Source organism: Acinetobacter sp. MYb191, assembly GCF_037572605.1.
Classification (GTDB): domain Bacteria; phylum Pseudomonadota; class Gammaproteobacteria; order Pseudomonadales; family Moraxellaceae; genus Acinetobacter; species Acinetobacter johnsonii.
Genome location: NZ_JBBGZP010000015.1, coordinates 128,321 through 142,792, shown reverse-complemented (window position 1 = coordinate 142,792; position 14,472 = coordinate 128,321). Strand labels below are relative to the sequence as shown.

Below are 14,472 nucleotides of genomic sequence, written 5' to 3'. Positions count from 1 at the left end.
ATGCACCACAGCCGAGGAAAATCCAAAAACAGTAAAATTGCTGCTGCCCCAAAGCAAAAAATTAGCTATGAAAAAAAGGTAGATTCTGCAGTTACTGAATATGCTGTGCGCGCTCTCAACTGGCTGCGTAAAGCAGAGTTTTTAATGAGTGCTCCGAAGCTCAACCTGTGTGTAGAAGATACAGGTTATGAAATTGCCTTTGCGGGTCGTTCAAATGCAGGTAAGTCTAGTGCGATCAACGCCTTAACCAACCAAAAGCAATTGGCTCGTGCCTCGAAAAGACCAGGGCGTACGCAGATGATTAACTTTTTCAGTCTGGGTAATCCCGATCAACGTCTCGTCGACTTACCCGGTTATGGTTATGCAGCCGTGCCTGAAGCGATGAAAATCGTGTGGCAAAAAGAGTTAGAAAACTACCTGATTCAGCGTAAAAGCCTACAAGGCTTAGTGTTGTTGATGGATATTCGTCATCCGCTACAGCACTTTGACGTGATGATGTTGGAATGGGCTTATTCACGTAAATTGTTTGTGCATGTACTGCTAACTAAGTCCGATAAACTCAACCGTGGCCCTGCCTCTAAAGCATTACAAGAAGTTAAAGCCCAATTGAAAAAAATGAAACTTGATTTCTCAATTCAATTGTTCTCTTCCCTCAATAAACAAGGCCTAGAAGAACTGGCAAGTGTGATGGGCGGACGACTGAATTTTACTTTAGACCAAGCCCAACACTTTGACTTAAGCAGCATTCCAGATGCGACAGCCGATGAGCTGGATACAGAAGAATTCGATGAAGATACTGAAGCCGCTATAGATCTTGATGCTGAAGACGATGTGGAAACCAAACCACAGTCTGAGGCTTAAGTTTTAAACGCCAACCTATAAAAGCATCATCTATTGCTGTATCTGTGTCCCCTATTGCTAATCACAATCGGGGACTTTTTTTTATACTGACTTTATTCAGCCCGTGAAAAAGTTCAACACATATAAAAATAGGTCAGCATATGAAATTATGGTCTCGATTGAAAAAAAACAAAATTCGTTCCTCTATTGCCTACACAATTAAGCCCCGCAAAGTTAAGTTTGAGTGGCAAGACAGTCCGATTGATTGGATTCCAAACCAACCTTTTGCCAGCTATTTCATCAATGAAATTAATATGATCTTGCCCGCAGGTGAGTTCTGGTTCTGCCGCCTCTATAACAAAGTCTTACCGCAAATTAGCGATGAAAAGCTGAAGCAAGATGTACAAGCCTTTATCCGCCAAGAAGCCATGCATGCGCAGGCACACAACTCAGCCAACAAAGAGTATCTCAGCCAAAGAAATATTGATGTCTCCCGTAATCTCAAATTAATGGATTTCTTATTTGGAAAATTACTGGCCGATAAACCACTAGATCTCACTGTGCCCAAAGCACTGGAGCACCAGTGGGATCTATTTCGACTCGGTATTATCGCCACGGTAGAACACATGACCTGTGTCCTTGGAAAATATGCACTGGACAACACCGAATGGGAAAAAATGGGCGCTGACCCTGCGATGTTAGACTTGATCAAATGGCACGGCGCAGAAGAAATTGAACACCGTACCGTCGCATTTGATTTGTACCGACACTTAGGTGGTGGCTACATTGCGCGTTATTATTTGAGTCTGGTGGTGATTGCTGCGGTGCTGGGCTTATGGGTCGATGGTGCAGCTCATATTATGAAACAAGATGACCGCTTTAAGTCGATTCAACCCAGTCTGTTTAAACCTTGGATTTGGCGTGAGTGGCTGTCTATTTCTAAACGGAATCATCAAGTGTTGCCAAGTCCACTCTGGCTCATCTCACAGCAATTTGGCTATTTAGTGCCGTGGTATGACCCTGTACACGAAGCCAAAACAGAAGATGCCATTGCCTACTTAGACCAATCCCCTGCGGCAAAACGTGCCATGCTCAAAGTCGCTTAAATCCTAAAACAAAAAAAGCAGCTATTAAGCTGCTTTTTTTATTTTAGAGCAAAACTTAAGACGGATTCGATAAATTGGGCAAAGGTGCATCCAAATCTTGGGTATGTCGATCCACCACCACACTAATCATCATGTCGCCTTGTACATTTACCACAGTACGCACGGTATCCAGTAAGCGATCAATCGGCAATAAAATCGCAATCGCTTCAGCAGGAAGCCCGACAGACTGCAATACCATAATCATGGTAACCATGCCTGCACTCGGAATTCCCGGAGCACCTAAAGAGGCAATCATCGCCGTCAGACACACCACCAACTGTTGACTCAAGGTCAAATCTAGCCCCATCAAGTTGGCAATAAACAAAGCTGCCGCTGCCTCATACAGCGCAGTACCATCCATATTGAGCTGCGTCCCCAACGGAATCACAAAGCCCGCCGTTTGCGGACGTACACCAAGATTTTCTTGCGCACACTTGAGTGATAAAGGCATAGTTGCCGAGCTTGAACTGGTGGCAAAAGCAGTAATTAACGCCACACGTGTGCCTTTAAAAAAGGTCATCGGATTCATCTTGCCAAAAATCCACAGCAATAGCGGCAGAACCACCAAACCATGAAAAATGGTGGTGCCCGTTACCACAGCCGCAAACTCAGCCAAACGACTCAATACCGAAATGTCTTCAGTGGCAATCAACTTGGCGAGTAGTGCAAAAATTCCTAGCGGGGCTAGCTTCATCACCCAGCCAATCATCAACATCATGATGTCAAAGAACTGTTGACTCAGCTTACGCACGGTACGGAATTTTTCGCCGCCTTTGACGAGCGCTACACCTATGAACAACGCAAAAACCACTACCGCTAAAACATTGCCTTCGGCAAAAGCTTTGAATGGGTTAATCAGCGTATTTTGAATAAAGTTCGTAAAAAACGAAGATGGAGTGAGCGTATCTGGAGTTTGATGAGAGGCCATGGCGTCTTGGAACATGGCAATATCGACACCTTTACCGACTTCAAATAAATGCGCGCAGCTTAAACCCAATATCAGCGCCAAAGTCGTGGTGGTGACACAACATGCCACCGTAATTTTCCAAACACGGGAGAGTTGTCCACCCGCTTGTAAGTTGGATACCCCCACCACAATTGAGCTAAAAATGAGAGGAATCAGGAGCATTTTTAATAGACCGATAAAAATACTGCTAACCACCCCGATGCCATACAAACTCATCTCTAAAAAAGCGGTCTCAGGGAAAAGATTTAAAATAAATCCGAAGATGACCCCGAAGATCGCTGCAATTAGAATTTGCGTGTTTAAGCTCATAGCTTCATGCTTTTCAAAGATTTCTTTGGGAAACTATGCCATGTGAATGGACTAGAATCGAGCATTTTTTTGTCACAAGTACTGCACATTTCCCCATATGCCTCTCTCCAAAAGGTGAGACCATTACAATTGAAGCTCAACTTCTAGCTCTGCCCTGACCACCTTTCAGTCATAAAATCAGTCATAAAAAAAGCTGAGTCATATCACTCAGCTTTTTCTCTACTCAGGCTTTATTGGGCTTCGATTTCACGGAGCCGAATCAAACCTTCTTGAGTGGTGCTACACACCAACTCACCATTTTGCCACATTCGTCCAAAATTCAAACCGCGTGAACTGGCACTGACTGTCGCATCCATGTCATACAGCATCCAGTCATCCACGCGAAAGGGTTTATGGAAATACATGGCATGATCGATACTCGCACACTGCAAACTTGGCGAAAGATAACTTAAACCATGTGGGCGCAGTGCCGTGGTCATTAAAGTGAAATCTGAATAGAATGCAGCAATCGCTTGATGCAACGAAATCTCATCCACCTCTGCTGCAATGCGGTCATGCGTGCGAATGTAGTGCGCATACACAGGTGCTTCAGGCTGCGGCTGGTACGGGTTCTGTGGATTGATCGGACGAATTTCCACATGACGATCGCGCATGAAACTTGCACGCACATTTTCAGGCACAAATTCCACCATCATTTTTTTCAGTTCAGCCTCAGACTTTCACGACTCGGGTATTGGATACTCAGGCTCACCGATTTGGTAATTCAGCCCTTCTTCATTATCAGCAAAAGACACCATGCACATAAAGATGGTTTTACCATGCTGAATAGCGCGCACTTGGCGACTGACAAAACTACGACCATCACGAATCCGATCAACTTCATAGATAATCGGCGCGTTCACATCACCACCAAATAAAAAGTATGCATGTAAAGAATGAGCTGGACGATCCGTCGTATATGATGCCGCACGCAGGGCCTGACCTAAGACTTGCCCACCAAAAACGCGCTTCCCAACCAAATTACGGCTTTGTCCACGAAAGATATTTTCCTCAATTTTTTCGAGGCTCAGTAATTCAACCAACTCTTGGGTTAAAGCATTCATAAACAACCTACTTAATGGTGAGAGACCAGATTTTTCTGTAAAGTGATGAGGTATGATATCGATATTAAAATCTATTTTGCCATAAATTCAGACTAAAACCCTATAGATTACTTGACTGAGTTGTCATAAGTTTTTTTCGTTATTTCCGACTAAAAATACGATTTTTAACGATAAAATTCACCATATAAAACAAATTTGTCAGGAAATGACATACGGTTTATGTTTACAATTACGCAAAATAAATACCCCTTCAGACAAACTGCGGGATTGGTCATTTAAGCAGGAGTGTATATGTCCAAAAGTGGCTTTGGTCAAATGTATAGAAAGCTTTCAAGTAAGCTTCTTGACCTCATAGTAACCCCACATGTATTGGGTGAGGTTCCAACAGAACCGACAGCAACAGATGCTGACCCAGCAGCTTCAGGCCATCCCAAAAAAATTGTCTGTTATGTGCTTCAAAATCACTCTCGCAGTAATGCGCTGTTAGTGGATGGTGAAACACGTCGTTTAAAGCTTGCTCCTGCACTCGATCCTTTGGTCGTGGGGACACATCAAGAAAAAGCATCGATCGTGTTTTTACAGCATAGCGATGAAAATAATTTACTTAACCCTTCACCACACACCTTTCCACCACGTCTGTTACGTCTAGTTGAAGCTTTAGAACAACAACCCGATTTAGATGTGGAGCTGGTACCTGTGACGGTACTGTGGGGACGTTCACCAGATAAAGAAGACTCTTGGTTTAAATTGTTATTTACCGACACTTGGGCAACACCAAGTACGGTGAAGCAGCTGATGAATATTGGTTTACATGGTCGTCAGTCATTTTTAGAGTTTCATGAAAGTCAGTCTTTACGGGCTTTGGTCGACTTTGCAAAAACCACCTATCCGAATTTATCACCTGCGACCTACATTCTAAACACCTTAAATAATCAGCTCGATGCACACCGTGAGGCGGTACTCGGCCCTGACCTTTCAGACCGTCGCAACGTGATGCATTCATTGATTAAAGCCAGTGATGTACAGGATGCGATTCGCCGTGAAAGTATCCGCGGCAAAATTAGCATGTTGGACGCAGAACGTCGTGCTATTGGTTATGTCAATGAAATCGTGTCGGACTACTCGCATTCAACCATCCGTTTTGCAGAAATGGCGCTGGCACGGTTATGGACCCAGCTCTATGACGGGGTTGAAGTCCATAACTTCAATACGGTTCGTGAGTTAGCTAAAGACTACGAAATTGTGTATACCCCATGCCACCGTAGCCATATCGACTATTTACTGCTGTCTTATGTGGTGTATAACCGTGGTTTGATGGTGCCTTATATTGCTGCGGGCGATAACCTAAATATGCCATTTGTTGGGCAAATCCTACGTGGTGGCGGTGCATTCTTTATTCGCCGTACTTTCCGCGGTAACGCGCTCTATACTTCGGTCTTTAAAGAATATCTATACAGCATTTTGTCGCGTAACACGCCTTTGGAATACTTCATCGAAGGTGGTCGTTCACGTACAGGTCGTCTGCTACCACCGAAGACAGGTATGTTAGCCATGACCGTGCACAGTCACTTGCGTGGTCGTGCCAAACCGATTGTCTTTGTTCCGACCTATATCGGCTATGAACGCTTAATGGAAGGCGCAACCTACGTCGGTGAGATGAACGGTAAACCCAAAGAAGCTGAGTCTGTCTTTGGGATTCTGCAAACTTTACGCAAAATTGAACGTATTTTCGGTAAAGTCCATCTCAACTTTGGCGAGCCTGTTTTCCTCGATGACATGCTGAAAAAGCATGGCGCTGAGAATGTGCAAATTGCTAAAAATGATGATCCAATTCCGCAAGAAGTCTCTGATGCAGTCAACAGTTCAGCACACGCAATTTTAGAAAATATTAACCGTGCAGCTGTAGTGAACCCTGTTTCATTACTGTCTTTGGTTCTGTTGGCCACTGAGAAGCATACGCTGGATGAAGAAATCTGCATCAAACAGCTCGATACCTATCGCAAGTTGTTGACGACACTTCCTTATGATGAGCGCCTCTTGGTCACTCCATTATCAGGTAAAGAAATCATTGCTTATGGTTTAAAGCTGAAACTGATCAAACGCGTCAATCACGTTCTTGGTGACATTATTGCGATTGCGGACAATCAAGCGGTACTGCTGACCTACTTCCGTAATAACATTTTGCATGCCTTTGTATTGCCATCTCTTGTTGCCGCTTTGGTTGAACACAATGGAACCATTGGCCGTGGTGATTTAATCAATGTAATTCGCACGCTATATCCATTCTTAAAAGCTGAACTGTTTTTAAAATGGGAAGATGCTGAACTCAAAGATCAAATCTGTGCCTATGTAGATGGTTTGATTCAAGCCAAACTGATTTCTGAAGATGCCGAAGGCAATTTGATTTCTCCTGCTCCAAACAGCGAAGATCATAACCAGTTGGTGGTATTGGCAGCGCCAGTCATGCAGAGTCTTGAGCGTTACTACATGACGCTTGCGTTAATTACACAACGTGGTTCTGGGAACATTTCAGCACGTCAGGTTGAAGAGCTCAGTCATTTGGTGGGTCAGCGTCTGTCTGTCCTGTATGAGTTCAATTCGCCTGAATTCTTTGACAAAGCCCTGTTCCAAAGCTTTATTAAAGTGCTCACGCAACAGGGTTATATCAGCACCAACTCAGACAACGCTATTGTGTTTGATGAGAACTTCCAAAACGTTGCGCAATATGCCAACTTGGTACTAGATGATGTCACGCTACAAATGTTGCAACACATCACCACTTTCAGCGATGAAGAACTGAAAGACACGCTAGACAAAGTCGCTGCTGAACAAGCGAAGAAGCGTTTGAAACGTAAGAAGAAGTAATTTCTTTTTAAAAGCATAGGTATCTACAAAAGGTAGGTGCCTATGCTGTAAGTCTATGAATAAAAATTAAAATCTATTTCGTATAAGCTCTATTATATTAATTTTAGAAAAAATAAATATTCCTAGAATTAAAAATCATTCATGGATACACCGCTTTAAAGAACATGTGTCCTAATTTAGTAACTTGTATCAAGCCTTTTTCGGTATCATAAGCCTTGTTCGCTTTTTCTACAGCCCTATAAATAACTTCGTAATCAGGCTTTTTACTTTCAAAATATTTCATATGAGAAATATACTGCTTTTCATCTGTCAGATAAGTCCCTTCTTTTACTTGTAGAAGACCTACTCCAACTAGATTACTAATATAAGCACCTAAATTTTCTGGGAAATCTAATGATAAATCGGGAATTATGACTACAGGATTGTCTATATCTATTCCCCCTTTATCATTTGCAAGATTAAGGCGTATTTTGATAAAAGGAATTCTATCTTCAGGAATAATTAATTGTATTAGTTTTGCTTCATCTGGAGATAAGTTATTAATAATATTAACAAAGCTGGGATGTGCTTGATTGTTTAAGTCTTTGATTGAGGCTTTTGCTAAAAGCTCAATATATAGTTTTTTCAACTCTTCATTTGTTACATAGCCAAGTTTATCTAGAATAGGCATGGCCACTTCTGGAGGAGCAATAGTGATCTGCTCAGGAGGAACCTCTTTTAAACGATCTCGATATGCTTCAAGATTATTTTCTAAGGCTATTTTAGACCTCGCATTTGCCCACATGATTGGCCACATAAGAGTTACGCCTAAACCTAATACTGCACTTAAGGCAGCACCCACATTCTGTACACCAGGTTTAGCTAAATCGCCATAAACTTCTTTTATTAAATCAGCAAATGGCTCTAAACCAGAAGTATCAATTAACGCCATAATTTATCTCAATATTTAGTAAATATTTATATCTAGTATCTAACAATTCACTTAATTTTTCTAAAAATTTTAAAGAGCATATTACAAACCATTTAACATAATGGCTGTTATACGAAATTCTTTATTTTATCCAATACAAATCATAATCTTACACTAAGCTAATCTAAAAGTCTCAGCATCCTAGATTGGCTTTTAACTGATTCTTTACATTTCAGATTTTTTATGAGTGAAAGTAAAAAATTATTTTGACTCACACACTGCTAACAACGCCAAGTAATCATCAAAACAATGTGGATGGTGTAATTCAAAATTCATCTGCTGCATCCGCGTAGCATAAATTTGCTTGCCTGATGGCACATCACTTTCCAAAACCAAAGCTGGTAGTCCTAACTGCTGTTGAAACCATTGAATAATTTCATGTAAAGGCTGGGGTTGGCTATTGCTACAAATGTAAGACTTTTCAGTATGTTCCACGTGAAGCAAGTGCACTAAAAAAGCCGCCAGATCCTCAATATGAATTCGGTTCGACCAATGCAGTTTTGGATAAAATTTTGTGGTTTCTGCAAGTTTAATCATACGTGCAACTGAAGTCCCATAAATTCCTGTTGGACGCACAATCACACATTCAGATGGATAAGCCTGTTGCCACAAAGTTTCCATGTTCAATAGCCCTTGCCCTTGCGCATCGCTCGGTTGGGGACACGTGTCATCATCAACTCGCTCACCTGCACTTTGACCATAGACCCGTGTAGAAGAAACCACGATCACTTTTTTTAAAGGATGACTTTTTAAGGCATGTAGCATGGGTTCAATCGAGTCTACAAAAGTTCGCTGATACGCCTCCACCGTACTGCTCTCAGGCGAGAGTAAGATATATATGGCATCAATCGGTGCGACTTGAGACAGATCCAACTGATGAATATCTTGAGTCAAATGCTCAGCCCAATCATCTGATTTCGGACTTCGACTAATTGTGGTAATTTGGTGGCCTTGCTGAAATAACTGTTTAGCAACACGCTGAGATGTTTTACCATAACCTATAAATAAAATATGCATTTAGCACCAAATCACAGACAAAGTTGAGGGGACATGGCTGCAGTCCATCAGTTGCAGGGGGTCGGAGCTGCCTCTGCTGCACTACTTGAAAAGTTGAATCTCTTCACTACAGATGATCTGCTGTTTCATCTGCCACGAGACTATGAAGATCGTAGCACGATCATCCCCATGAACCAATTGACTGTGGGACGTAGCTACCTACTCGAAGGAACGATTCAAGGCGTGGACTTTCCACCGGGTAAACGTAAATCGATGGCGATTGGACTGCAAGACGACTTTGGCAAAGTGACTTTGCGCTTTTACCATATTTATAAAGGCTTAACGGACCGTGCAAAGATCGGTAACCGTCTACGCATTTTTGGTGAAGTCCGTGTGGGTGTGCGTGGCTTGGAAATGTATCATCCTGAAATTCAACTCATTACAGAACATACCCCGCTTCCACAAACCCAACTGACTGCGATTTACCCCAGCACAGAGGGTCTCACTCAACCTAAGTTTCGTGAATACATCAAACAGGCTTTAGCCAAGCACAGTGATGATTTACCTGAACTGCTTCCCGCAAAATTTACCAATGGCTATGCACTTAAACAGGCATTGGACTACATCCATCACCCCCCAATCGATGCCAATATGCTGCAACTGAGCCAAGGCTTACACCCTGCCCAGCAACGTTTGATTTTTGAAGAGTTGGTTGCGCATCAGGTCAGTCTATTAAGCCGTCGTGCCTATATCCAACAGATTGAAGCCCCACGTATTTCTGCCAGTCGTCAGTTTGCCAAACAACTGCTCAGCAGTCTGCCTTTTGAAATGACCAATGCACAAAAGCGTGTCTCCAAAGAAATCGTACAAGACTTAAAACTCAATAAACCAATGCTACGTTTGGTTCAAGGCGATGTCGGCGCAGGCAAAACCTTGGTTGCAGGAGTCGCAGCCTGCCATGCTTTAGAAGAAGGTTGGCAAGTGGCGTTAATGGCACCGACTGAAATTTTGGCGGAACAACATTATCTCAATTTTAAAAAATGGTTTGAGCCTTTAGGGATGAACGTTTCGTGGCTTTCAGGCAAACAAAAAGGCAAAGCCCGTGCCGCAGCCGAACAAGCGATTGTAGATGGCACAGCACATCTGGTGGTAGGTACACACGCCCTGTTTCAAGATAATGTCCGCTTTGCCAAACTCGGGCTAGTGATTATCGATGAGCAGCACCGCTTCGGGGTCGATCAGCGCTTAGCCCTACGCAATAAAGGTGCGCAGAATATGACCCCACATCAATTGGTCATGACCGCAACCCCTATTCCACGGACTTTAGCCATGTCCGCCTATGGAGACTTGGACACGTCCGTGATTGATGAACTTCCACCCGGACGAACCCCGATTCAAACCGTGACCATTCCACTTGACCGTCGTGAAGAAGTCCTACAGCGTATTGCCAGCAACTGCCTCGAAGGCAAACAAGCCTACTGGGTCTGCACCTTAGTTGAAGAGTCTGAAACCTTAGATGCTCAAGCTGCTGAAGCAACGTATTTAGAAATTAAAGAACGCTTCCCCGAACTCAACATTGGCCTTGTACATGGCAAAATGAAAGCCGACGAAAAACAAGCCGTGATGCAACAGTTTAAAGCCAATGAATTACAACTCTTGATTGCGACCACAGTGATTGAAGTGGGGGTCGATGTACCAAATGCCTCAATCATGGTGATTGAAAATGCGGAACGTTTAGGACTCTCTCAATTACACCAATTACGTGGCCGTGTCGGTCGGGGTGCTAAGGCTAGCTTTTGCGCACTATTATATAAAAGCCCGCTGTCTCAAAATGGACAAGAACGCTTACGCATCATGCGTGAAACCAATGATGGCTTTTTAATTGCCGAAAAAGATTTGGAAATCCGCGGTCCCGGTGAATTGCTCGGTACCAAACAAACGGGTGATATGGGCTTTCGCGTAGCCAAACTGGAGCGTGATGATCATTTGCTCAATCAAGCACATTATGTCGCAGCGCAGATTTTAAAAGACTATCCTAGAAATGCTGAAGCCTTACTGAAACGCTGGCTACCTGAAGCACCACGCTATGCCTATGTTTAGTCATTTACTGCACACCGCCAAACAGTTACTACACAAAGCACAGCCTTGTCAGTTGTGTGGCATTGTACGCGCAGATCTGCATTCGGTCTGTCTGGACTGCTGGCAACAACTTCCACTACATCCACAGACCGTTGAAAAACAAGAACTGAGTATTCATGTCGCAGGGCAGTATCAATATCCTTTAGATCATCTGATTCAGCAGTTCAAATACGAACAACAACTGCATTGGCAGCCTTTACTTTCGGGCATTCTTCAGCAAATTCGCTTACCTAAAGTACAAGCAATTGTTCCTATGCCGATTTCAACCCAGCGTTTAGCGGAACGTGGCTATAACCAATCGATGATCCTCGCCAAAGACTTAGCCAAGCAGTTAAATGTTCCCATTTGGCAGCCTGTGATACGACTACATCAACATTCGCAAAAAGGACTCAGTCGACTGGAGCGCTTAGATCAAATTCAACAACAATTTAAAATCGATCCACAACAGCGCCAGTATGCAAAACGCTACCGACGCGTTTTGGTTTTGGATGATGTCGTGACCACAGGCAGCTCCATTCAGGCCCTGACTTTACAGCTTGAACAATTGGGTTGTCATAAAGTCAGCGCCGCGTGTATTGCCTATGCGCTTGAATAATTAGACTACGTCAATCAGCAAATGTTCACGTACCCATGGCATGACCACCTCAGTGGTCAGCGGTGCAAGTGTAGTCTGTTGATCATTTAAATTGACCCATTTCATTTCGGCAATTTCAGCCGCAATTTGTGGCGCTTGTTGAAGCTGAACATGGTAAACATAGCTCACCAATTTAAAATCAGGTTCATTAGCAGTGGCTGTTTCAAAACGACCGACAAACTGTTCAATCGTAGCCTCACTTCCAATTTCCTCCCGAATCTCACGCAGCATGGTTTGCTCAGGTGCTTCATTGGGCTCAAGCTTACCGCCCACTTGCATAAAACACGCGGTATTTTGCTTGCGCACCAACAAAAGCTGCTGCTGTTCATTCACAATAATAGCTGCAGCGACCGTAATCACCTTCATGCTTTGACATCCAACAACTCAGGATCGACCATGCCCCACTTCGGTTCAGGTGCTTGGAACTGATCCATCTGCTTTAAAATGGCTTTCACCGAATCCGATACTATCAGGCTGTCGGTAAAGCGTGCGTGAGTAAAACCTTTGTCGGTGGTCATTTTCAGAAACTGAATTAAATCATCATAAAAGCCATTTACATTTAAAAAGGCATTCGGCTTGAGGTGAATGCCGAGCTGCGCCCACGTCCATTGTTCAAAGATTTCTTCTAAAGTCCCTGCACCGCCTGGCATTGCAATAAATCCATCCGACAAGGCTGACATTTTCAGTTTACGCTCTTGCATATCTTTGACGATATGTAACTCGGTCAGGCCTTGATGCGCCAACTCACGATCCACCAACACGTGTGGAATCACGCCAATCACTTGACCGCCTGCCTCTAAAGCACTGTCTGCCACAATACCCATTAAGCCCGAACGGCCACCACCATAGACCAAGGTTTTGCCTTGTTCTGCAATGGCATGTCCAACCTGACGTGCTGTTTCGGAAAAGATTTGATCTGAACCTAATGCGGAACCACAAAAGATCGCAATTGAATTTGTCATTTTTTACTCTGATATTTAATTGTCATGCAACTTCACTAAAATGAATGGATATTTTTTAGCAATTTAACCATTCGATCAGTGTTTTTATTGCAATCCTTGTCTAAAATACACCCATCCACTTCAACCATTACTGCGCAAAGGAGAAAGACGGCATGCTTGAAGCCTTTTACGCCACAGAGCGCGGTAGCTTAGAAGACATCACCATTAATGGCGATTTCGATCTTCAGCCCGATTTGGTCTGGCTTGACCTCATTGCTCCCTCCCAAGAAGAACAACAGTGGATTTTAGATGCATATGAACAAAATTTACCTACGCTAAAATCACTCGAAGACATTTCATCTTCAGCTCGATTCTACCGTGATGACGACGGTATTTTGCATATCAGTACGTATTTTTTAACGAAAAATAAAAACTATCAAGTCGATGGTGAGCCTGAAGAAAGCAGCGGCGCCCTTGCCACGGTACAAACTGTGGCTTTCATTTTGCATAAAGAGCGCCTGTTTACCCTTCGTGGTGAAAAATTGGTGGCATTCCGTGCCTTTCGTGCGCGTGCGCGCCGCAATGACTACGAAATCGACTATAAAGATCCAACGTGGATTTTACTCGGTTTACTCGAGGCGAAGCTGGACGAGCTTGCGGATATCTTAGAAGATATCCACAAGGACTTGGAAAAGTATTCCACAGAAGTACTGAATAACCGTCACCGCGAGATGATTCTCGACTTAGATGACATGATTACACGTCTGGCCCACTTGGAAGATATGCTTGGAAAAGCACAGCTGTGCTTGATTGACTTACGTCGTGTACTGACCTTTTTATCACGCCCACGTGCTTTAGGCAGTCATATTTATGATGCAGACATTCGAGAGCTCAGTGAAGACGTTCGCTCACTGGTTGAGCACGATGCCTTCTTGTTCCAAAAAGTGCGCTTCTTACTGGACACCACCTCAGGCTTCATTAACACCGAGCAGAATGACACAATTCGTCGCTTCTCTATCTTACCCAGTATGCTCGCTCCACCGATGCTGATTGCCAGTATTTACGGCATGAACACCGACGTGTTGCCTTTTGCCAAAGGTGGCACCAGTTTTATTGTGGTGAGCCTGATCTTAATGGCGTTCCTGATTGGTCCGCTCATTTACTTCCGCTGGAAAAAATGGATTTGAGTACACGTTAAGACATTGCTTTTCCAAATAGATTTAAGAAACGCAACATATAAAAAAAAGCACCTTAAGGTGCTTTTTTTATTTAAGGGATTAACTTTAAGTCATCCTGTAAATGACAGGCTTGAATTACCTTCATCATTTTTTCAGGTACAGCTTTAAAATGTAAACTATGTGCATCGGGTGTTTGACGCAACCAACGCACCAATACTGCTAATGCTAATGTACTACCATGCTCAAGCTGGGCCAGATTCACCACCACAGGATAAGACTGTGACTGAATCACCTTCAAACCTTGTTGATAGTAACTTTCAGCATTGTCATATGTAATCTGACCTGAAAGCTGCATTTCCTGATTGCTAAAGTTAATCACCTTTCA

Annotated in this window: 12 protein-coding genes and 1 pseudogene; 6 read left to right on the top strand and 7 right to left on the bottom strand. The window is 43.3% G+C overall.

The features are described 5' to 3' along the window. Window positions 1-861: a ribosome biogenesis GTP-binding protein YihA/YsxC gene (gene yihA / locus WH214_RS10835; RefSeq protein ID WP_339422123.1), complete on the top strand. Its 861-nt coding sequence runs from the start codon at window positions 1-3 to the stop codon at window positions 859-861. Between the two features lie 140 nt (window positions 862-1,001). Next, window positions 1,002-1,946, top strand: a complete 945-nt coding sequence (locus WH214_RS10830) for a metal-dependent hydrolase (RefSeq protein ID WP_339422122.1) — start codon at window positions 1,002-1,004, stop codon at window positions 1,944-1,946. A 55-nt stretch (window positions 1,947-2,001) separates the two neighbouring features. Here WH214_RS10830 and WH214_RS10825 read toward each other — a convergent pair whose 3' ends face one another. Then, window positions 2,002-3,261 carry a dicarboxylate/amino acid:cation symporter gene (locus tag WH214_RS10825; protein ID WP_339422121.1) on the bottom strand — a complete coding sequence of 420 codons (1,260 nt, stop codon included), beginning with the start codon at window positions 3,259-3,261 and terminating at the stop codon, window positions 2,002-2,004. Window positions 3,262-3,491: 230 nt separating this feature from the next. Further along, window positions 3,492-4,364, bottom strand: a pseudogene (locus WH214_RS10820) (acyl-CoA thioesterase). A 291-nt stretch (window positions 4,365-4,655) separates the two neighbouring features. Here WH214_RS10820 and plsB point away from each other — a divergent pair. Then, window positions 4,656-7,229, top strand: coding sequence for a glycerol-3-phosphate 1-O-acyltransferase PlsB (gene plsB / locus WH214_RS10815; RefSeq protein ID WP_339422119.1), 2,574 nt, complete (start codon window positions 4,656-4,658; stop codon window positions 7,227-7,229). A gap of 139 nt (window positions 7,230-7,368) precedes the next feature. Here plsB and WH214_RS10810 read toward each other — a convergent pair whose 3' ends face one another. Together WH214_RS10810 and WH214_RS10805 are read right to left on the bottom strand one after the other, a co-directional pair. Further along, window positions 7,369-8,160 carry a DUF4393 domain-containing protein gene (locus tag WH214_RS10810; RefSeq protein WP_339422118.1) on the bottom strand — a complete coding sequence of 264 codons (792 nt, stop codon included), beginning with the start codon at window positions 8,158-8,160 and terminating at the stop codon, window positions 7,369-7,371. Window positions 8,161-8,400: 240 nt separating this feature from the next. Beyond that, complete coding sequence (locus WH214_RS10805; protein ID WP_339422117.1) at window positions 8,401-9,216, bottom strand: NAD-dependent epimerase/dehydratase family protein; 816 nt, start codon at window positions 9,214-9,216, stop codon at window positions 8,401-8,403. Window positions 9,217-9,249: 33 nt separating this feature from the next. On the opposite strand from WH214_RS10805, the gene recG reads away from it, so the two are divergent. Together recG and WH214_RS10795 are read left to right on the top strand one after the other, a co-directional pair. Then, the gene (gene recG / locus WH214_RS10800; protein WP_339422116.1) at window positions 9,250-11,295 is read left to right on the top strand and encodes an ATP-dependent DNA helicase RecG; all 2,046 of its coding nucleotides are present in this window, start codon (window positions 9,250-9,252) and stop codon (window positions 11,293-11,295) included. Beyond that, entirely contained in the window at window positions 11,282-11,929 is a 648-nt protein-coding gene (locus WH214_RS10795; RefSeq protein WP_339422115.1) for a ComF family protein, read from the top strand. The genes recG and WH214_RS10795 overlap by 14 nt, the downstream gene beginning before the upstream one ends. On the opposite strand, the gene WH214_RS10790 is transcribed toward WH214_RS10795, so the two are convergent. Together WH214_RS10790 and WH214_RS10785 are read right to left on the bottom strand one after the other, a co-directional pair. After that, entirely contained in the window at window positions 11,930-12,334 is a 405-nt protein-coding gene (locus WH214_RS10790) for an NUDIX hydrolase (RefSeq protein WP_339422114.1), read from the bottom strand. Further along, window positions 12,331-12,930, bottom strand: a complete 600-nt coding sequence (locus tag WH214_RS10785) for an LOG family protein (protein ID WP_339422113.1) — start codon at window positions 12,928-12,930, stop codon at window positions 12,331-12,333. Before WH214_RS10785 ends, WH214_RS10790 begins: the two co-directional genes overlap by 4 nt. A 152-nt stretch (window positions 12,931-13,082) precedes the next feature. Here WH214_RS10785 and WH214_RS10780 point away from each other — a divergent pair, with 152 nt between their 5' ends. Next, the gene (locus WH214_RS10780) at window positions 13,083-14,096 is read left to right on the top strand and encodes a CorA family divalent cation transporter (RefSeq protein WP_004691361.1); all 1,014 of its coding nucleotides are present in this window, start codon (window positions 13,083-13,085) and stop codon (window positions 14,094-14,096) included. An 82-nt stretch (window positions 14,097-14,178) separates the two neighbouring features. Here WH214_RS10780 and WH214_RS10775 read toward each other — a convergent pair whose 3' ends face one another. Further along, window positions 14,179-14,466, bottom strand: coding sequence for an STAS domain-containing protein (locus WH214_RS10775; protein ID WP_004691363.1), 288 nt, complete (start codon window positions 14,464-14,466; stop codon window positions 14,179-14,181). Window positions 14,467-14,472: the final 6 nt, after the last annotated feature.